This is a genomic window from Lentzea rhizosphaerae (genome assembly GCF_042649515.1).
Classification (GTDB): domain Bacteria; phylum Actinomycetota; class Actinomycetes; order Mycobacteriales; family Pseudonocardiaceae; genus Lentzea; species Lentzea aerocolonigenes.
In genome coordinates, this window is sequence record NZ_JBHRZI010000017.1 from 330,897 (window position 1) to 349,934 (window position 19,038).

At 68.0% G+C, this 19,038-nt stretch carries 18 protein-coding genes; 10 read left to right on the forward strand and 8 right to left on the reverse strand.

The genetic code is table 11. The annotated features are described in order from the left end of the window. Positions 1 to 17 precede the first annotated feature (17 nt). The 3 genes from ACFOWZ_RS23170 to pnuC form a co-directional block, all read right to left on the reverse strand. Complete coding sequence (locus tag ACFOWZ_RS23170; protein ID WP_382375722.1) at positions 18 to 1,214, reverse strand: hypothetical protein; 1,197 nt, start codon at positions 1,212 to 1,214, stop codon at positions 18 to 20. 101 nt (positions 1,215 to 1,315) lie between these two features. After that, positions 1,316 to 2,488 (reverse strand): M14 family zinc carboxypeptidase, encoded by a 1,173-nt coding sequence (locus ACFOWZ_RS23175; RefSeq protein ID WP_382375724.1) that lies wholly within the window; start codon positions 2,486 to 2,488, stop codon positions 1,316 to 1,318. Next, the gene (gene pnuC / locus ACFOWZ_RS23180) at positions 2,485 to 3,108 is read right to left on the reverse strand and encodes a nicotinamide riboside transporter PnuC (RefSeq protein ID WP_382375726.1); all 624 of its coding nucleotides are present in this window, start codon (positions 3,106 to 3,108) and stop codon (positions 2,485 to 2,487) included. The genes ACFOWZ_RS23175 and pnuC overlap by 4 nt, the downstream gene beginning before the upstream one ends. 55 nt (positions 3,109 to 3,163) lie before the next feature. On the opposite strand from pnuC, the gene ACFOWZ_RS23185 reads away from it, so the two are divergent. Next, a complete protein-coding gene (locus ACFOWZ_RS23185; RefSeq protein WP_382375728.1) occupies positions 3,164 to 4,252 on the forward strand; it encodes a phytase in 1,089 nt (362 codons plus the stop codon). Between the two features lie 9 nt (positions 4,253 to 4,261). After that, positions 4,262 to 5,302, forward strand: coding sequence for a winged helix DNA-binding domain-containing protein (locus tag ACFOWZ_RS23190; RefSeq protein WP_382375730.1), 1,041 nt, complete (start codon positions 4,262 to 4,264; stop codon positions 5,300 to 5,302). Here ACFOWZ_RS23190 and rfbB read toward each other — a convergent pair. The 4 genes from rfbB to ACFOWZ_RS23210 form a co-directional block, all read right to left on the reverse strand. Further along, on the reverse strand, positions 5,292 to 6,266 hold the full coding sequence (rfbB, locus tag ACFOWZ_RS23195) for a dTDP-glucose 4,6-dehydratase (RefSeq protein WP_382375732.1): 975 nt from the start codon (positions 6,264 to 6,266) through the stop codon (positions 5,292 to 5,294). The two genes, ACFOWZ_RS23190 and rfbB, sit on opposite strands and share 11 nt — an antisense overlap. After that, positions 6,263 to 7,318 carry a glucose-1-phosphate thymidylyltransferase gene (locus tag ACFOWZ_RS23200; RefSeq protein ID WP_382375734.1) on the reverse strand — a complete coding sequence of 352 codons (1,056 nt, stop codon included), beginning with the start codon at positions 7,316 to 7,318 and terminating at the stop codon, positions 6,263 to 6,265. The genes rfbB and ACFOWZ_RS23200 overlap by 4 nt, the downstream gene beginning before the upstream one ends. A 126-nt stretch (positions 7,319 to 7,444) precedes the next feature. Continuing rightward, the gene (locus ACFOWZ_RS23205) at positions 7,445 to 8,218 is read right to left on the reverse strand and encodes a mechanosensitive ion channel family protein (protein ID WP_382375736.1); all 774 of its coding nucleotides are present in this window, start codon (positions 8,216 to 8,218) and stop codon (positions 7,445 to 7,447) included. Positions 8,219 to 8,424: 206 nt separating this feature from the next. After that, the gene (locus ACFOWZ_RS23210; protein WP_382375738.1) at positions 8,425 to 9,981 is read right to left on the reverse strand and encodes an alpha/beta fold hydrolase; all 1,557 of its coding nucleotides are present in this window, start codon (positions 9,979 to 9,981) and stop codon (positions 8,425 to 8,427) included. Between the two features lie 122 nt (positions 9,982 to 10,103). On the opposite strand from ACFOWZ_RS23210, the gene ACFOWZ_RS23215 reads away from it, so the two are divergent. The 5 genes from ACFOWZ_RS23215 (at position 10,104) to fabF (ending at position 14,940) form a co-directional block, all read left to right on the forward strand. Further along, complete coding sequence (locus ACFOWZ_RS23215) at positions 10,104 to 11,306, forward strand: PucR family transcriptional regulator (protein ID WP_382375740.1); 1,203 nt, start codon at positions 10,104 to 10,106, stop codon at positions 11,304 to 11,306. A 194-nt stretch (positions 11,307 to 11,500) separates the two neighbouring features. Further along, on the forward strand, positions 11,501 to 12,430 hold the full coding sequence (locus tag ACFOWZ_RS23220; protein ID WP_382375742.1) for an ACP S-malonyltransferase: 930 nt from the start codon (positions 11,501 to 11,503) through the stop codon (positions 12,428 to 12,430). 23 nt (positions 12,431 to 12,453) lie between these two features. After that, positions 12,454 to 13,428: a beta-ketoacyl-ACP synthase III gene (locus tag ACFOWZ_RS23225; RefSeq protein ID WP_382375744.1), complete on the forward strand. Its 975-nt coding sequence runs from the start codon at positions 12,454 to 12,456 to the stop codon at positions 13,426 to 13,428. A gap of 43 nt (positions 13,429 to 13,471) precedes the next feature. Next, positions 13,472 to 13,708 (forward strand): acyl carrier protein, encoded by a 237-nt coding sequence (locus tag ACFOWZ_RS23230; protein WP_030465146.1) that lies wholly within the window; start codon positions 13,472 to 13,474, stop codon positions 13,706 to 13,708. Then, entirely contained in the window at positions 13,705 to 14,940 is a 1,236-nt protein-coding gene (gene fabF / locus ACFOWZ_RS23235; RefSeq protein WP_382375747.1) for a beta-ketoacyl-ACP synthase II, read from the forward strand. Before ACFOWZ_RS23230 ends, fabF begins: the two co-directional genes overlap by 4 nt. A 110-nt stretch (positions 14,941 to 15,050) precedes the next feature. On the opposite strand, the gene ACFOWZ_RS23240 is transcribed toward fabF, so the two are convergent. Beyond that, positions 15,051 to 15,398: a hypothetical protein gene (locus ACFOWZ_RS23240; RefSeq protein ID WP_382375749.1), complete on the reverse strand. Its 348-nt coding sequence runs from the start codon at positions 15,396 to 15,398 to the stop codon at positions 15,051 to 15,053. A gap of 28 nt (positions 15,399 to 15,426) precedes the next feature. Here ACFOWZ_RS23240 and ACFOWZ_RS23245 point away from each other — a divergent pair, with 28 nt between their 5' ends. From ACFOWZ_RS23245 to ACFOWZ_RS23255, 3 genes are all read left to right on the forward strand, one after another. Beyond that, positions 15,427 to 15,636, forward strand: coding sequence for a hypothetical protein (locus ACFOWZ_RS23245; RefSeq protein WP_382375751.1), 210 nt, complete (start codon positions 15,427 to 15,429; stop codon positions 15,634 to 15,636). Positions 15,637 to 16,227: 591 nt separating this feature from the next. Beyond that, positions 16,228 to 18,795, forward strand: coding sequence for a class III lanthionine synthetase LanKC (lanKC, locus tag ACFOWZ_RS23250; protein WP_382375753.1), 2,568 nt, complete (start codon positions 16,228 to 16,230; stop codon positions 18,793 to 18,795). Positions 18,796 to 18,834: 39 nt separating this feature from the next. Beyond that, positions 18,835 to 18,993 (forward strand): SapB/AmfS family lanthipeptide, encoded by a 159-nt coding sequence (locus ACFOWZ_RS23255; protein ID WP_156094277.1) that lies wholly within the window; start codon positions 18,835 to 18,837, stop codon positions 18,991 to 18,993. The last annotated feature ends 45 nt before the right edge of the window (positions 18,994 to 19,038 follow it).

Genomic DNA, 19,038 nt, shown 5'->3' on the forward strand with positions numbered 1-19,038 from the left:
CCCTTCGCCGTGCTCGGTCACCGCGTCGTGTCAGGCGCCCACCGCAGCACGCCGCGCGGCGGGTAGCCGAGCCTCCGCAGGGCGGGCCAGGCCGCGTGGAGGACTGCGATGCGCAACGAGTTGTGGAACGGCGAGTAGGCGCGCACGGGCACGAACGTGGCTTTCCAGCCCTCGGAGAAGGTGATCAGGCCGCGGACGACCGACCGGACTTCCCGCCGTCCGGCCCAGGGCGGCAGCTCGGCCCGCAACGACCTGGCGGTCTTCTCCCGGAACCGTTCGTACTCGGGCTCCTCCATCGGCACGACCAGGATGAGCTGCTCCGGTTTCAGCAGTCGCATCGCCTCGCGCAGTTCCCACAGCGTGCCCTCGCCCCAGCCGAGTGCGAGCACGACGTGACGTGCACCTTGGATGAGTTCCCGCACCTGTGGCTGCCAGTCCGTGCCCGGCAGGTAGACGCGAAGGGCGCCCACGTGCGGAGCCGGTTCGCCGGGGAAGCCGACGCCGATCAACGGCGCGTCGTCGCTCGACAACGCGTCTGCGACCAGCATCTCCTCGGGGTACTCGACGACGAAGAGGCTGCGCAGAGCCCGTTTCGACCGGGTGAACGACTGAGCGCCGGCCAGCCGGTCGTCCAGCGCGAACGTGCGGAGGTACACGCTGTAGCCCAGTCCGCGGAGGTCGCTGGGATCCGGCACGACCTGGGCGAGATACCTGCGCGCGCCGGCGAACCGCACGTTGCCGACGCGGAGCAGCAGCAGGCCTGCCAGGAACGAGCCGAGAACCATGGCCGCCGTCGACGGGTCCTGCAGCACCACGGCGGTCACCTCGAGGTGCGCCGCCGTGATGACCAGATCCCGCGCCACGACGACGAGAGCAACGGCGCCACCGAGACAGCAGATGTAGCCCATCGGCCGGTGCACGACGAAGAAGTTGTTGCCATTGCTGATCACGGACCAGGACGTGTACAGGCAGACGATGCCGAGGAGCAGCCGCCAGGTGGACTCGTTCCCGAAGGCCGCCGGACTGGTCGGCAGCCCCGTGATTCCGAGCAGCAGGATCAGGCTGCCGATGGTCAGAGCAACGCCCGCGGTGGTAGCCCCCATCCCCACCGCCATGATCGGCCAGGCCTCGGACTGCTGCGGGTTGGGTGCCAGTTTCGGGCGCAACGCGTCCCACGAGTTCGTCGCCAACTCGACCTCCAGGAGCGGGTCCAACCGATATATCAGTTGGCACCGATATATCAGTTATGCAAAAGACGTTTGCGGACGTCCGCAAACGTCTTTTGCATCCGGTGGAGTAAGTGCAGGTCAGAGCGTTAGCACTGGGCGACCGGCTGAGCCTTCAGCAGCGGTTCGTCGGCGCGCGCGTCCAGAAGCAACGGGATCAGAGCGCGGGCCTCCTGCTTCAACGGCACGATCCGATCGCCCCCTCGCAGGTACTGCGACGTGATCCCGTGCAACGCCAGTTCGTCGCCGAACTCGCGGTACTCGGCACCGGTCAGCACGTACCCGCACGGAGGCGTCGCCACCACGTCCGACGGGTCGGGAGGCTGGTTGTCAGCGCCGCCGAAGTACACCGGCCCGGTGCGCACGGCACGCGACCGAGCAGTGGCGGACTCGATCGCCGCCTGGTTCGAACCGACGAACGACTGGGTGCCGTCCAAAGCCTTGAGATGCGACTCGACGCGGAAGGCGGGGGTACCGGTGTCGTTGGTCTCGACCAGCAGGCCCATGCCGTGCTTCAGGCCGCCCGTGTTGCGCAGGATGCGTTCCTGGTGGTCGCCGGCGACCTGACGGATTGGCTCGCCGGTCACCGGATCCACGTAGATGCCGTAGACACCTGACGTGCGGCCCGCGGCTTCCACGGCGGGGCGGACGTAGGAGCGCGACAGCGTCTCGGACAGCGAGTGCACGCCGTCAGAGACGTTGAGGTTGCGTGGCCACAGCCAGAGGACGTCCTTCACGTAGTACGGCGCGGACGGGCCGAACTCGTGAAGGTCGTGGATGACGTCGGGCTTCCAGTCGCGGATCACCTCGGCCATCGCGCGAGCTTCAGCGCTGCGCAGCAGCAGGTGGTCGCGGTTGATGTCGGTACCGAGAGAGTTGCCGCGGGTGTCGAGGACGCGTCCGTCCGGGTTGGCGTTCGGGACGAAGAGGTACGTGACCGACGACGAGCGCGGCAGGGAGCGCATGCGGATCAGGCACGCCTCGCGGCCCGCCGGTTCGTCGCCGTGCTGGGAGCAGATGAAGAGAACCACCGTGCGCGCGGTGCGGGAGCCCACGCGCACCAGCTGGATCGGGCGGCCTTGGGCGGTCACGCCGATCTCGGAGACGGGTAGGCCGGTGGCGCGCAGGTAGGCCTGTTCCTCGGCCTCGGTGGTCCACTTGCCGGTGAGCTCGAACCCGGTGCGCAACGCAGGTGCGGCGACGGCCGGAACGGCTACCAGCGACGAGACGGCGGTCAGCAGAGCGATCAACAGTCCCCTCATAGAGGAGACTTTGCCGCCTGTGTCAACCGGCGTGCCGTGCGGTTCCAGTCGATGAAACCGTGGATCACCAGGCCCGCGAAGACCACGTACACCAGCGCGCTGAAGTACAGACCCGACTGGATCTGCAGTGGCACACCCACGAAGTCCACGACCAGCCAGACCAGCCAGAACTCGACCAGGCCAAGGCCCTGCAACGAGAACGCCAGCACCGTTCCCACGAAGATCGCGGCATCCGGCCAGGGCGCCCACGAGGCGTCCAGGTAATCCAGCACCAGCGCGAACGCGACGGTGCCGACGACGAAAACACCTGCCACCGCAGCGCGTTCCCGCCACGAACCGGCTCGCACCACCACGCCGAAGACCGGGTCGCGGCGGCGGACCCACGCGTACCAGCCGTAGACGGCGATCAGGCCCACGACGACCTGGCGGGTCGCGAGACCGCCCAGGTGCGCGGACAGGTAGACGGTGAACAGCAAAGCCACGGACACCAGTTGGACAGGCCAGGTCAACAGTGAACGGCGTTGCGCGAGGAACACCACCGCGAGCGCCAGCACCTGCCCGACCAGCTCCGTGTAAGCGATCTTCTGGCCGAAGATCGTCAATCCCAGCTCGTACCACACGGCTTGTTCCCCCGCGGTTCAGTCGCTGTATACCGGTGTTTCCTACGGTCCCACCATGTCATCTCCCTTAGCACTGGCGCTCGTGCCTTTGTTCCTCAGCGCGCCAACAACGCCGGTCATCACACCGACGGTGATCACGCAGACGTTCGAGGAGCCCGCAGATGCCGACGATCCGGCCATCTGGGTGAACCCGCGCAACACCGAACGCAGTGTGGTCCTGGGCACACTCAAGGAAGGCGGGCTGGCGGCGTTCGACCTCGACGGCCGCACGATCGGCGTCCACCCAGCGCCACCGGCACCCGCGCCGGACTCGAAGCCCGGTCGCTTCAACAACGTCGACGTCCTGGGCGACCTCGCGTTCGTCAGCGACCGCGGCCGTGACCGCATCCGGGTGTTCCAAGTGGACGAACACGGCGTGAAGGACGTCACGAACCCCGCGACCAAGCCGGTGTTCTCGAAGACCGAGCAGGAAGTGGACGAGCAGCACACCGTCTACGGCCTGGCCGCCGGACGCGTCGGCGGCAAGGACCTCGTCGCCACCAGCCGGCGCAACGAGACGAGCATCGCGCTCCTCGAAGTGCAGAAGGGCAAGACGTACGACACCCGGAAAGTGTCCACTCTGGACCTTCCGAGCACCTTCACCCTCCCGAACGGCCAGACCTGGACGGTGTGCGGCGAGCCCGGCGAAGGACCGCAGGTCGAGGGCATGGTGATCGACGAGAAGACCCGGACCCTGTACGCGGCGCAGGAGGACGTCGGCATCTGGCGCATCCCGTTGCGCGCGAACGGGTTCGGCACGCCGCAGCTCGTCGACAAGGTGCGGTCCTTCGGTGCGCCGCAGAAGTACAACCCCGACACCGAGGAGTGCGAGGCAGACGGCCCCAACCCCGGATTCGGCGGCAAGTGGCTCGAGGCCGACGCCGAAGGCCTCACGATCGCCGACGACGTGCTGCTCGCCTCCAGCCAGGGCGACAGCAGGTTCGTCGCCTACCGCAAGACCGACATGAAGCCGATCAGGGACTTCAAGGTCAAGGACGTCGAGCACTCCGACGGCGCCGACGTCGTCACCGGCAGGCTGAACCTGCTCGTCGTCCACGACGGCGAACGCCCGAACGGCACCGGGTTCGCGTTCATCAGGTTCTAACCTGTTCCCGTGGAAACCCTGAGCCAGGACGCTCTCAACAGGGCCGTGATCGAACGCCAGATGCTGCGCGAGCGCGCTGACCTCAGCGCGCTCGCCACCATCGAGCGCCTCGTCGGCATTCAGGCGCAGGAACCGAAGTCGCCGTACATCGGCCTCTGGACCCGCCTCCAGCACTTCCAGCCACAGGAACTCGAAGACCTTCTGATCAGCAGGTACGTGGTGCGCATCCTGCTCATGCGCGGCACGATCCACCTGGTCAGCGCCGCCGACGCGCTCGCACTCAGGCCCCTCACCCAGCTCAAGCTCGACCGCGAACTGCAGAGCGGCCCGTTCGCGAAACGACTGCAGGGCCTCGACCTCGACGCCGTCGCCGAAGCCGGTCGCAAGATCCTCGACGAACACCCGCAGGGCACCGCGGACGCCGGAAAGCAGTTGAAGGAGTTCTGGCCGGACCGCGAGCACACAGTTCTCGGCAACGCGCTGCGCAACAAGCTCGCGCTCGTCCAGCTCCCGCCGCGCGGCCTGTGGTCGAAGAGCGGCCGCGCGATCTGCACGACGCTGGAAGCCTGGCTCGACCAGGAGCAGCACGCCATGCCCCGGGAACGACTCGTGCTGCGCTACCTGAAGGCGTTCGGCCCAGCGACCGTCATGGACGCCCAGCAGTGGTCCGGTCTCACCAAGCTGGCAGAGGTGTTCGACGCACTGCGCCCCCAGCTCGTGACCTTCCGCAACGAGGCCGGCAAGGAGCTCTTCGACCTGCCGGACGCCCCGCGCCCCGACCCGGAAACGCCCGTCCCACCAAGGCTTCTGCCCGAGTTCGACAACATCCTGCTGGCCCACGCCGACCGCCGCAGGGTCATCGCCGACGACCGGCTCGGCGTGGTCGTGGGCGGCAAACCCACGGTCCTCGTCGACGGCTACGTCGTCGCCACCTGGTCGATCGCCAAGGACGGCACCGTCACCGTCGACTACATCGACAAGCTGCCGAAGAACAAGGAGAAGGCGGTCGCCGAGGAGTGCGACCGCCTTCGGCACTGGATCAGGACGTGAAGTCCCGCAACGGTTTCCACCACGCCGGGTGATCGCGGTACCAGGCGACGGTGTCCGCCAGGCCCTGCTCGAACGGCACCAGCGGCTCGTAACCCAGCTCGGCGCGGATCTTCGTGTCGTCCAGCGCGTACCGCTGGTCGTGCCCCAGCCGGTCGGCCACCCGCTTCACCAGCGCGGGCCCCGCACTGCACAGGTCGAGCAGGGCGTTGGTGATCTGCAGGTTGGTGCGCTCGTTGCCGCCACCGACGTTGTAGATCTCGCCGGAACGCCCCGAGGTGAGCACCAGCTGGATCGCCCGGCAGTGGTCGGACACGTGCAGCCACTCCCGCACGTTCGACCCGTCCCCGTACAACGGCACCTGAAGACCGTTGAACAGGTTCGTGATGAACAACGGGATCAGCTTCTCCGGGTGCTGGTACGGCCCGTAGTTGTTGGAGCAGCGCGTGATCGACACGTCCATCCCGTGCGTCCGCCAGTACGCGCGGGCGATCAGGTCGCTGGACGCCTTCGAGGCCGCGTACGGAGAGTTCGGCTGCAGCGGCCAGGTCTCGGTCCACGCACCCTCGTCGATCGACCCGTACACCTCGTCGGTCGACACGTGCACGAAACGAGCGACACCGACCCGGCGGCACGCTTCGAGCAACGTCTGCGTACCGAGAACGTTGGTGAGCACGAAGTCCGCGGCCGCCGTCAGCGAACGGTCCACATGCGACTCGGCCGCGAAGTGCACCACCGCGTCGTGGCCAGGAAGCAGCTCCAGCAACAGGTCCAGGTCGCAGATGTCACCTTCCACGAACGACATCCGCGGGTGCGACGAGGGCAGGTTCGCGCGGTTCCCCGCGTACGTCAGCTTGTCCAGCACGGTGACGTGCGCGTCCTCGTAGCCCGCGTACCCGCCGTCGAGCATCGTCCGGACGTAGTGCGAACCGATGAACCCGGCCGCTCCGGTAACCAGCAGCTTCACGCCGCCACCTCCACATGCGCGTCGTCACCGACGACCAGCCGGTGCTGCTTCGCCGACCCCACGCGGGCCTTGCGCCCGATCAACGACGTCTCGATGCCGGAGACGTTGTGCACGAAGGCACCCGACAGCACGATCGAGTCGGACACCCCGGACTCGGTGATCCGGCAGTCCGCGCCGATCGCCGTGTACGGCCCCACGATCGACTCCTCGACCAGGGTCCCCGCGCCGATGATCGCGGGCCCGACGATGCACGACCGCACGACGCGCGCACCCTCCTCGACCACGACCTCACCGATCAACGAGCTCTCCTCGTCGACGACGCCCTGGATGTCCGTGCGCAGCCGCTGCAACAGCTCCCGGTTGCACTCCAGCACGTCCTCGACCTTGCCGGTGTCCTTCCAGAAGCCCGAGTAGATCCGCGCCCGCACGTCGCGTTCGTGCGTCACGAGCCACTGCAACGCGTCGGTGATCTCCAGCTCGCCGCGCCACGACGGTTCGATCGCGTCCACGGCCCGGTGGATGAGCGGAGTGAAGAAGTACACGCCGATCATGGCGAGATCGCTGCGCGGCTCCTGCGGTTTCTCCACCAGCCGCGTCACGCGCGAGTTCTCGTCGACCTCCGCCACCCCGAACGCGCGCGGGTCCGGCACCTTGTAGACGACGACCTGCGCGGACGGCCGCACCGCCGCGAACTCGTCCGCGATCTCGGAAATGCCCTCGACGAGCATGTTGTCGCCCAGGTACATCACGAAGTCGTCGTCGCCGAGGAACGGCCGGGCGATCTTCACGCAGTGCGCGAGCCCCAGCGGCGCGTGCTGCGGGATGTACGTGATCGCCACGCCCAGCGCGGACCCGTCTCCCAGCACGTCGGAGATCTCCTCAGCGCGGTCGCCGACGATGATGCCGATCTCGGTGACCCCGATCTCGCGCAGGTTCCCCACCACGTACTCGAGCACCGGCTTGTTGGCGATCGGGATCAGTTGTTTCGGCATCGAATAGCTGAAAGGTCGTAGGCGTGTTCCCGCGCCTCCGGACAGCACCAGGGCCTTCATGGAACGTCTCCTCCACCGACTGTCACGTGGATCCGAGACTCCCCGCCGGTGGTGGACCGCAACTGGAGAACTGCCTCAAAACGAAGAAGGGGCCCTGCGCACAGGGCCCCTTCGACGAGACGGGAACTACTGGTCGGACATCGGCGTGCCCGACGGCGGCGTCGGGGCGTCACCCATGCGACCGCCCACGTTCGCCGGCATCTCCTGGGACGCGCGCGGCATCGGCGACCGGGTGGCCGCCGCCTCGTCCTGCACGCGGTTCAGCCAGCCCTCCCAGCGCGACTGCATCGGGCGGACCAGACCGCCACCCACACCGATGATGATCACGCCGGCGACGGTGGCGAGCACGGCGACCAGCACCGGCATGGTCACCGAGATGGCGATGCCCAGCTGGTTGAGGGCCGCGATGACACCGAGCGCCATCACGAAGCCGTAGGTGATGTTGCCCATGATCTTCGTGTACGAGCGCTGGCCCAGCGCGCCCGTCACGAGGCCCTTGAGCGCCGTGCCGATCGCGGAGGCGACGATCACGAGCACCATCGCCACGACGATGCGCGGCAGGTACGCGATGACCTCGTTGAGCAGCGTGCTCACCGGGTTCGACGCGCCGAACACGCCGAACGCCAGCTGCAGCGCGATCAGCAGCACGAAGTAGTAGACGATCTTGGCGATCAGGCCGGTGGCGTCCATCGACGACTGCCGCATCGCGCCGCTCAGGCCCGACCGCTCGACGAGCCGCTCGAAGCCGATGCGCTTGAGCAGGAACTGGACACCCTTGGCGAGGGCCTTGGCGATGAACCAGCCGATGACCAGAACGAGCAGGAAGCCGAGCAGCTTCGGCACGAACGTGGCCACCATCGCCCACGCCTGGCCCAGGCCCTCGGTGATTTGCGAGCCCACGGGCCCTCCTAGAACGAAGTTGCGGTGAGTGAAGATCCGACCGGTTGATCGTTTCGTGGATCACACCGCTCCACAACTTCGACACTGTGACACGAAAGGGTGGCTGACGTGGATTTTTGTCTCAATACAGTCCAGAGTGGAACTACCGGTGGGGACCGGGGAGAGGGAAGAGCCCGCCACGCTCCGTGGCGGGCTCTTCCACATTTCTACGGCCTCGCCGACAGCCCGCGCCCGTCGAGATACGACCGCATCCGGTCCGCGGACAACGCCGGCGCCGCCCCGCCCTGACCGTCCTTCGGCACGTCCGGCCGCGGGTCGCCGGAGCACTCGGAACTGCTGCCCGGCAGCGCCCCGTCGATCAGGTACCGGTTGACCTTCCCGTCGACGCAGGAGTTGCCACCGTTGTAGAGGCCGTGCTTGCCCTCGTCGACGACGGTGATCAGGTTGTGCCCGAGCCGTTCCGCCATCGCCGGGCCGCTCGCGTACTGGGTCTGCGTGTCGCCCTCGGACTGCACGACGACGCCGACCGGGTAGCCGTTGCGGCCGATCCGCACGGGCGCCTCCGGCGGGGTGAACGACCGGAACGTGCACGTCATCGGCGCCGCCCGCACGATGCCGAAGCCGAACGGGTAGCGCTCGCGGAACGTGCGCATGTCCTCGTAGTAGACGTGCAGGTCCGTCGGCCAGTCCGACTCGCAGGTGACCGTGTCGAACACACCGGACCGCAGCTCGTCGAGACCGGTCTTCGCGAGCACCTGCCCCGCCTTGGCGCCCTCGGTGTTCTCCGGCTTCTCGCCCGACCTCAGCTTGACCACGATCGACGCCAGGTCCGACCACAGTGGACGGTAGCGGGAGCCGACACCCACTGCGCCGTCGAAGGAAGAGCGGTTGTGCTCACCGATCGGCGTGGTGTGCAGCTTCGCGGCGACCTTCTCGAGCTCGGCCAGCACCTCGTCCCGCGACTTGCCCAGCGCGAACTTCTCGTTGCGCTCCCCCACCCACGACGCCCACGCCTCGACACCGCGCCGGTACGCCACGGCCTGCTGGCGGAACTGCTCGTGCCAGATCCACTCCGGGTGCACGGCGGAGTCGAGCACGCTGCGGTCGAGCCGGTTCGGGAACAGCGTCCCGTACACCGCGCCCAGATACGAGCCGTAGGAGTAGCCCAGGTAGTTGATCTTCGCCTCGCCCAGCACGGCCCGCACGACGTCCATGTCGCGGGCGGTGTTGGCGGTGCTGACGAACTGCCGGATCCCGCCGGCCGACTTCTGGCACGCCTCCTCCGCCTCACGCGCCTCGGCCGCCCACTTGCCGAACTCGCCGTCCGCGGGCCGTGAGTCCGGCTCGGCGATCGCGGGCGCCGCACGGCAGTTCAGCGCCGTCGAGCCGCCGACACCGCGCGGGTCGATGCCGATCACGTCGTAGACCTGCGAGAGCTCGGACTTGGCGAGGAACAGCGGCAGGCCCAGACCCGAGCCGCCAGGTCCACCCGGATTGGTGAACAGCACCCCGCGCCTGCGGTCCTGCGCCGCGGCCTTCTTGCGGCTGATCGTCAGGTTGATCCGGTCACCGGCCGGCTTGGCGTAGTCGAGCGGCGCGACGAGCGTGGCGCACTCCAGCTCGGCGAGCTTCCCGCCGCACTGAGACCACTTCACCGGCTGGGCGTGGTACTCGGCGAGGGGATCCGGAGGATCAGCCGACGCGCTCACGCCCGTGGCGGTGAGCGCGATCACGCCGAGGACGAACGACAGGAACCTGGGCAAGACGAAAACCTCCGCGCCGCACGAAAAGACCTCTGCTGCCCGAAGGTATGGCCGTTCAAACGGCTTCATCGGTTCTGTCACCCGTCCCGGTGATGTCACCTCCAGAGCCTTAAGCTGCGGGTATGACGAAGGCAGCTCAGGCGAAGGAGGAGCACCCGCCCACCCTCTCCGCCCGCACGATGCGCAAGATCGAGCGCGCGTCGGGCTCGCTCGCCACCGCGAGCGTGGCCGCGATGGAACAGCGGCTGCCGTGGTTCGCGCGGATGCCCGCGGACCAGCGCGCGAGCGTGCTGCTGCTGATCCAGAACGGCGTGGCGGGATTCGTCGAGTGGCTGCACGACCGGCAGCAGGCGATCCGGCTCACCGCGGACGCGTTCCGCAGCGCCCCCAAGGACATCTCCCGCTGGGTGAGCCTGCGGCAGACCGTCGAGCTCGTCCGGATCGCGCTGGAGCACTTCGAGGACCAGATGCCGGCGATGGCGGCGGACGAGGCCGAACGCGCGCTGCTGCTGGAGGGCGTGCTGCGGTACGGGCGCGAGATCGCCTTCTCCGCGGCCACGTCGTACGCGGCGGCGGCCGAGGCGCGCGGTGCGTGGGACGCCCGGCTCGAAGCGCTGGTCGTGGACGGCATCGTGCGCGGCGACCCCGAGGAGTCGCTGCTCAGCAGGGCCGCGGCGCTGGGCTGGGACCCCGCGCTGGAGGCGACCGTGCTGGTCGGCAACCCCGGCAGCGAGGACCCGCAGGCCATCACCTACCTGGTGCGCAGCAAGGCCACCCGCGCGGGACGGCCGGTGCTGCTGTCGATCCAGGGATCCCGGCTCGTGGTCGTGCTGGGCGGGCCGACCGAGACCGGCGAGGACGTGCTCGGCCGCATCGCCGAGGGCTTCGGCGAGGGGCCCGTGGTGGCGGGACCGACGGTGCCGAGCCTCTCGGAGGCGCACCGCAGCGCCAGCGACGCGTTGAGCGGACTGCGCGCGGTCGTCGGCTGGCCGGCGGCGCCCAGGCCCGTCCGGTCCCTCGACCTGCTGCCGGAACGGGCGCTCGCCGGTGACCCCGAGGCCGAGTGGCAGCTGGTCGACCGGGTCGCGCGGCCGCTGGAGGACGCCGGGGGCGCGCTGCTGGAGACCGTGGACGCGTTCCTGGAGGTCGGCGGCGTGCTGGAGACGTGCGCGAAAAGGCTGTTCGTGCACCCGAACACGGTCAGATATCGCCTTCGGCGCGTTCAGGAAATGACGGGAAGAAATGCACACGACGCTCGAGACGCGCTTGTGCTTCGCGTCGCTTTGTCTGTAGGACGCCTTGCTCGCGCACGGGGCCTGTGGTAGCGAACGATCTGTGACGGACTTCGCACACATCCGTTAGGGTGAGAGCCAAACGATCTGACCGGCCGCTGAGCTGGGCTTACGTCGCAGCTGGTTCACCTGCGCGACACTTTTGTAGGGTCTCTACAAATACGATCGCCGTACTTCGTTCTTCACGACATGGGGTACCGGCGGGTTCACCAGCTTTAGTAATCGACGTGATCGCACTCCTCGCGCCCGGACAAGGGTCCCAGACGCCCGGCATGCTCACCCCCTGGCTCGAACTGGAGGGGGCGGAGAAGCAGGTGCGCACGTGGTCGGAGATCACGGGCCTCGACCTCGTGCGTCTCGGCACCACCGCGGAGGCCGACGAGATCGTCGACACCGCGATCACCCAGCCCCTCGTCGTCGCTCTCGCCGTGCTCGCGTTCGGTGAGCTGCGCAAGCGCGTCGAACTGCCCTCCGCCGTGTTCGTCGGCGGTCACTCGGTCGGCGAGCTCGCCGCCGCCGCCGTCGCGGGCGTCATCAGCGCCGACGACGCCGTCGCGCTGGCCGCCGTGCGCGGTGCCGCGATGGCCGAGGCGTGCGCCCTGGAGCCGACCGGCATGGCCGCGGTGCTCGGTGGCGACGAGCCGGAGGTGCTCGCGCGCCTGGAGGAGCTCGGGCTCGTGCCCGCCAACCGCAACGGCGCCGGCCAGATCGTCGCCGCCGGTCCTCACTCTGCGCTCGACGCGCTCGTGGAGAACCCTCCCGGCCCGGCGAAGATCCGCAAGCTGGCCGTCGCGGGCGCGTTCCACACCAAGTACATGGCGCCTGCCGAAGACGCAGTGCGCGCGCGTGCCGCCGAAGTCACCACGCACGACCCGTCGCTGCCGCTGGTGTCCAACAAGGACGGTCAGGTCGTCACCGAGGGCGCCGAGGTGCTGCGGCGCCTGGTCTCGCAGGTCACGAGCCCCGTCCGCTGGGACCTGTGCCAGGCCACCCTCGTCGATAAGGGCATCGCCGGTTCCGTCGAGCTGCCGCCCGCCGGCGTGCTGACGGGTCTCGCCAAGCGTGCCATGAAGGGCACCGCCACCCTCGCCCTGAAGACCCCCGACCAGCTCGAGAAGGTCGCGGAGCTCTTCGACACCGTTGGAGCCACGCAGTAATGACCTCTTCAGGGACGACCGCTGTGCCTTTTCACGCCCCGCAGGCAAGTGCGGGTAGCCGCATCATCGGCCTCGGCAGCTACCAGCCTGAGACCGTGGTGAGCAACCACGACCTCGCCGCTCGCATGGACACGTCCGACGAGTGGATCCGCGACCGGGTCGGCATCGCGAACCGGCGCATCGCGGCCAAGGACGAGGGCGTCGTCGAGATGGCGGTCATCGCGGGCGTCAAGGCGATCGCGGACGCGGGCCTCGCTCCCGGCGACATCGGTGCCGTGATCGTCGCGACGTGCACCATGCCGTCGACCATCCCGAACGCCGCCGCCCAGGTCGCCGACAAGATCGGTGTGAAGGCAGCTCCGGCGTTCGACCTGAACGCCGCGTGCGCGGGCTTCTGCTACGCCGTCGCGACCGGCGCGGACCTGGTCCGCGCCGGCACCGCCAAGAACGTCCTGGTGATCGGCTCGGAGAAACTCACCGACTGGACCGACCAGGACGACCGTTCGACCGCGATCATCTTCGCGGACGGCGCGGGTGCCGTCGTGATCGGCGCCAGCGACGACAACCAGATCGGCCCCGTCGCGTGGGGCTCGGCCGGTGACATGGCGGAGGTCATCTCCATCACCGACCGCGACTCGTTCATCCACCAGGAAGGCCAGACGGTCTTCCGCTGGGCGACGACCCAGATCGCGCCCGTCGCGATCCGCGCCGCCGAACTCGCGGGTGTCGAACTGTCCGAAGTGGACGTGTTCGCCCCGCACCAGGCAAACTTGCGGATCATCGAAGCGATCGCCAAGCGCCTGCGGAACAATGGTGCGCGCGAGGACCTGAAGGTCGCTCGAGACATCGTCGAATCCGGCAACACCTCCTCGGCCTCGATCCCCATGGCACTGGACCACATGAGGGCGACGGGCGAGATCTCCAGCGGAGACGTGGTGCTGATGGTCGGTTTCGGCGCAGGCCTGTCCTACGCGGGACAGGTGGTCCGGTGCCCGTGAGTGCCCCCGGTTTTTCCATCGTTTCAATCGAAAGGGAACTTCAGTGAGCGACAACGTCCTGTCCGGTCTTGCCGAGATCGTCGAAGAGGTCGCCGGTGTGGCCGCCGACGACGTCACCGCTGAGAAGTCCTTCGTGGACGACCTCGACATCGACTCGCTGTCGATGGTCGAGATCGCCGTCCAGGCTGAGGACAAGTTCGGCGTGAAGATCCCGGACGACGAGCTGGCGAACCTCAAGACCGTTGGTGACGCGGTGAACTACATCACCAGCAACAAGTGACTTCCGGCATCGAGGTCGTCATCACCGGGCTGGGTGCCACCACCCCGCTCGGTGGTGACGTCACGTCGACCTGGGACGCGCTCCTGGCCGGCAAATCCGGGGTCCGCCCCCTGACCCACGACTGGGTCGAGAAGTACGACCTGCCGGTCAAGATCGCGTCACAGCTCGTCGTCGACCCGACCGAGGTGCTCCCCCGAGTCGAAGCACGGCGCCTGGACCGCTCCGAGCAGGTCGCCATCGTGGCGTCCCGCCAGGCGTGGGCGGACGCCGGCCACAACGACGACACCGTCGACCGCCAGCGCCTGGCCGTGATCATCGGCACGGGCATCGGCGGCGCGATCACCCTCCTGACCCAGGACGACCTCCTGGAACAGCAGGGCCTGCGCAAGGTGTCGCCCCTGACCGTCCCGATGCTGATGCCGAACGGCCCGGCAGCCCACGTGGGCCTGGAACTCAAGGCCCAGGCAGGCGTCCACGCCCCGGTCTCCGCCTGCGCGTCAGGCGCAGAGGCCATCGCGTGGGCCTACCGCATGATCATGTCCGGCGAAGCCGACGTGGTCGTGGCAGGCGGCGCCGAAGCGTGCATCACGGCAATCCCGGTAGCGGGCTTCTCGCAGGCCCGCACCATGAGCACCCGCAACGACGAGCCGGAAAAGGCCTCGCGCCCGTTCGACACGGCCCGCGACGGCTTCGTCCTCGGCGAAGGCGCGGGAGTCATGGTCCTGGAACGCCGTGAGTTCGCAGAAGCCAGGGGCGCCAAGATCTACGGCCGCCTGGCAGGCATCGGCACGAGCGCCGACGGCTACCACATCACCGCCCCCGACCCCGAGGGCGTCGGTCAGTCCCGCGCGATCGCAGCTTCCCTGCGCTCAGGCGGAATCGACCCGGCCGACGTGGGCCACGTGAACTGCCACGCCACCTCCACCCCGGTGGGCGACGTCGCAGAAACCGTGGCAATCCGCAAGGCGATCGGCGACCACCCGGTCCTGACCGCCCCGAAGGGCGCCCTGGGCCACCTCCTGGGCGCAGCAGGCGCAGTGGAAGCCATCGTCACCGTCCTGTCCATCCGCGACGGCATCGTCCCCCAGACTCTGAACCTGGAGAACCTGGACCCGGCCGTAACGCTGGATGTGGTGGCAGGCGAACCACGCAAGATCAAGCTGGAAGCCGCGGTGAACGACTCGTTCGGCTTCGGCGGCCACAACGTGGCCCTGGCCTTCACCCAGGCCTAGCCACACCCAGCTCCACCCACACGCCCCGGCCCGCGAAAGCGGACCGGGGCGTTGTGCTTTCAGGGGCAGGACGGGGACAGGGAACCGATCACACGCGAGCAGAGGCAACCTCAACACTTCGACATCTGCGGGTTCCGGTTCTCCGGCGCCTCGTCCACCTTCAACTCCCCGTCCTCCCACACCATCACATACACCACCCGCCACCGAATACACGTCTCCGGCAGCGCGACAGGAGCCTTGGAAACCTCCTGAGTGGACACGAACGAGATCAACACCCGCAACCGCCGAGCAACCACATCGGACTCGATCCGCTGCACCACCACCCCACCATCCCGAGTGGTCTCATACGCGGAAACCCAAGCAGCTTCCCCAGTAGCCGACCCCCGCCGAGCCGACACAACACCCCGCCAAGCCGAAAAATCCCGGTCGTTGATCGAGTCGAAGTACTTCTGCAGCACCGTCTGCACCGAAGTCCGGTCCGGATGTGTGAACGAGTCCGGACTCAACCGCACCTCGGCAGACCCCGGCAACGGCCCGGCGACGGACGAGGACGGAACAGCCGGCGCCCCCTTCGCCTCGGCCGGCCGCGAGTACACGGTCCGCCCCACCATCCCGGCCGCCACCGCGGCACCGGTGATCACAACCACGGCCGGCACCAGCCAGCGGCTCGCCACGCTCCCCACGCACGCAGCCTAGCCGCACGACACGCCGGACAGCAGAGGACCGCTCACAAAACGTGTCCCGTTACATCGAAACTCGAATTTCACCCGAAAGACTACATTAAACACCAATACTGCAAGTTGCATGTAGCAAGACAATGACTGCTACATAAAAGGTTGAGAGGCAATCTCATCCTACGAATAGGTTCGTTCAGGTGAGTCCGTACCGCCGATCGGCCGCACTAAACACGCATTGGAACCCAATGACGGCTTCACCCGGAAAGACTACACAACACGGCGCGTATACGACGGTTGTTACCCCCTAACTATACGTCAAGATCCGCTTGGAATAGCCCAGCTCACGGACCTGAGCACATGCAGAACGATACGGTGTCGTTTAGAAAAAGCCCAGGACAGGTGGGCTGACTCGCCACTCAGCAAACCTCGCAGGCGGGTGAGATGGTCCCAAACCTCATCACGAACAGTGACATACGCGCCGGTAACCAGCCCTCATTTGACCACGAACGGGCTACCCATATGACTCGAACGGCGGATTGGCCATAGGCGCCGAATTGTGCGGGAATATGCGGCGTCCAAGAAAACGCAAAACGGTTGAGGAGGGAATTCGGTGGACCTCAGATACGAGGCGTTCTGCTTCGCAGATCGACGGTTCTACGATCTGCAGAGCAGCACCGAAAGCGACCTCCCAGGGGACGACTATTCGCGTGAGCTGCCGCCTCTGCCCGCCGGTTGGGTGCAGGCCGAGCGCAACGTCTGGCGGCACCTGCACCCCCGGGGAGTGCAACTGCCCAAGCAGGGCTGGAAGGTGCACGTCTCGGCGGGTCTGGACAACGCCGGAAAGGTCCTCAAGGCGACGTACGACTACTGCACTGAACGGCGCATCCCGTTCAAATACCTGCGGACCGCCTCGATCGTGCTCGCCCGCAACTCCAAGTACGCGCCCCGTGAGGGCAGCGGCAAGCTGATCACGATCTACCCGCAGAGCACCGAGGAGCTGCAGAGCATCGTCACCGAGCTCGCGGCGCTCCTCGACGGCGAGCACGGCGCCTACATCCTCAGCGACCTGCGGTACGGCAAGGGACCGCTCTACGTGCGCTACGGCGGGTTCTCCGAGCAGTGGCTCGAGGTCGACGGGCAGCAGGTGCTCGCGATCGAGGGCCCGGACGGCGAGCTCGTCCCCGACAAGCGCAAGCCGGTCTTCAGCGTGCCGGACTGGATCGAGCTGCCCGAGTTCCTCGCGCCGCACCTGGCCGAGCGCAACGCCGGCGACCCGGACAAGTTCCCTTACCAGATCAGGAGTTCGCTGCACTTCTCCAACGGAGGCGGCGTCTACCTGGCCACGCGCAAGAGCGACGGCAAGGAGGTCGTGCTCAAGGAGGCGCGGCCGCACGCAGGCCTCGACCGCGAGGGACGCGACGCCGTGGCACGGCTGGAGCGCGAGTACGAGATCCTCACGCGGCTCGCCGGTGTCGAGGGCGTGCCGGAGGTGTACGACCGCTTCACCGAGTGGGAGCACCTGTTCGTGGCCATGGAGTTCGTGCCGGGGCGTTCGCTCGGGCAGTGGCTCGGCCACAACTACCCGTTGACGCACAAGGAAGTCACCGACGAGCAGCTGGCCGAGTACCGGCCGCGGGCGCTGGCGTTGATCGACCGGATCGAAGCCCTGATGACGAGGGTGCACGAGCGCGGGGTCGTGTTCGGCGACCTGCACACGCTCAACATCCTGGTCGACGACGACGACGGGGTCTCGCTCATCGACTTCGAGCTGTCGTCCACGATCGACGACCTCCACCGGCCCACACTCGGCGCGCCGGGATTCCAGGCGCCGCAGGACCGCGACGGCTTCGAGATCGACGAGTACCCGCTCGCCGCGCTCAAGCTGTGGATCTTCCTGCCGCTCAACGCGGTGCTCGAGCTCTCCCCCGCGAAGCTCGGTCAGCACCTGCACGTGATCCAGCAGCGGTTCGGACTCACCGACTCCTACTGCCAGTCGATCGCGGACGTCCTCACGCCGCGCGTCGACCCTCCGTCCGACCCGGCGTTCACCGCCTTCGACGACCCGGAACCCGACTGGACGGTGGTGCGCAAGGAGATCGCCACGGCGATCCTGCACAGCGCGACGCCGCAACGGCAGGACCGGCTCTTCCCGGGCGACATCGAGCAGTTCGAGGTCGGCGGTGCGGGCTTCGGGTTCGGCGCGGCCGGTGTGCTGCACGCGCTCGACGTCGCGGGCGAGGGTCGTTTCCCGGAGCACGAGGACTGGCTGATCGACGCACTGCGCCGGGATCCGCCCAAGCAGCCCGGTTTCTTCGTCGGCGCGCACGGCATCGCGCACGTGCTGGAGAACTTCGGGCACCACGACATCGCGTCCGAGATCGTCGAGAGCTACGCGGCGTTGCTCCCGTCCACCCAGGACCACGGGCTGAGCGCCGGCCTGTCCGGCATCGGTCTCAACCTGTTGCACTTCGCGGACACCCGGCACGACGACGGGTACGCGGCGCAGGCGGAAGCCCTCGCCGATCGGCTCGCGAAGCAGCTCGCCGACGTGCCGCCACCGGGCGACAAGGCCAAGGCAGGCCTGATGCACGGCTGGTCGGGTCCCGCTTTGTTCTTCCTGCGGATGTTCGAACACACCGAGGAACGACGCTGGCTGCGGCTGTCCGAGCAGGCGCTCGAACGCGACCTCGCCGAGACGATGGTGGCGCTGGACGGCTCACTGCAGGTGCGCGACGGCACCTTCCGCTCACTGCCGTACGTCGGCATCGGCGGCGCCGGCATCGCGCTGGTGCTCACCGAGTTCGCCGCGGTCGCACCGGACAGGCCGTGCGTCGAGAAACTTCCGGGCCTGCTCAGCGGCTGCACCGGCGAGTTCGTCATCCAGCCCGCGTTCACGCTCGGCCGGGCCGGACTGATGGCGACCCTGGCCCACGCGAACAGGCACGCGCCGGACGACCAGCTCGAACGCTCAGTCCAGCGGCACCTCACCGCGCTGGGATGGCACGCCGTGCGCTACGGCGGCGGGCTCGCGTTCCCCGGCGTCCAGCTGCGACGGCTGTCGATGGACCTCAACACCGGCGGTGCGGGCGTCCTGCTCGCCATCGCGTCCACAGTGGACGACCGTCCACCCCTTCCCTTCCTGGGAAGGACACAGACCCCGGTCCTCCAGGACCGGTAGCAGTAACCCCCGAAAGATCCCTCGAAGAAGGAGACTGTCATGGGTTTCATCCTTGACATGCAGGACCTGGACACCCCCGAGGCCCCGAGCAACGCGATGGCGTCGGGTGGCGGCGGCGGTGGCGGCTCCACGACCGCGTCGAACGCGTCGCTGCTGCTCCCGTGCTCGCACTCCACCGTCAGCCTGCTGGCCTGCTGACATCGCCTCAACTGAAACACCGCGGTGAGTGAGCGGCATAGGCGA

Excerpts from the sequence above, each read along its gene's own strand:
- ACFOWZ_RS23175 (WP_382375724.1), bottom strand. The coding sequence starts at position 2,488 with ATGAGGGGACTGTTGATCGCTCTGCTGACCGCCGTCTCGTCGCTGGTA.
- ACFOWZ_RS23185 (WP_382375728.1), top strand. The coding sequence starts at position 3,164 with ATGTCATCTCCCTTAGCACTGGCGCTCGTGCCTTTGTTCCTCAGCGCG.
- ACFOWZ_RS23200 (WP_382375734.1), bottom strand. The coding sequence starts at position 7,318 with ATGAAGGCCCTGGTGCTGTCCGGAGGCGCGGGAACACGCCTACGACCT.
- ACFOWZ_RS23215 (WP_382375740.1), top strand. The coding sequence starts at position 10,104 with ATGACGAAGGCAGCTCAGGCGAAGGAGGAGCACCCGCCCACCCTCTCC.
- ACFOWZ_RS23255 (WP_156094277.1), top strand. The coding sequence starts at position 18,835 with ATGGGTTTCATCCTTGACATGCAGGACCTGGACACCCCCGAGGCCCCG.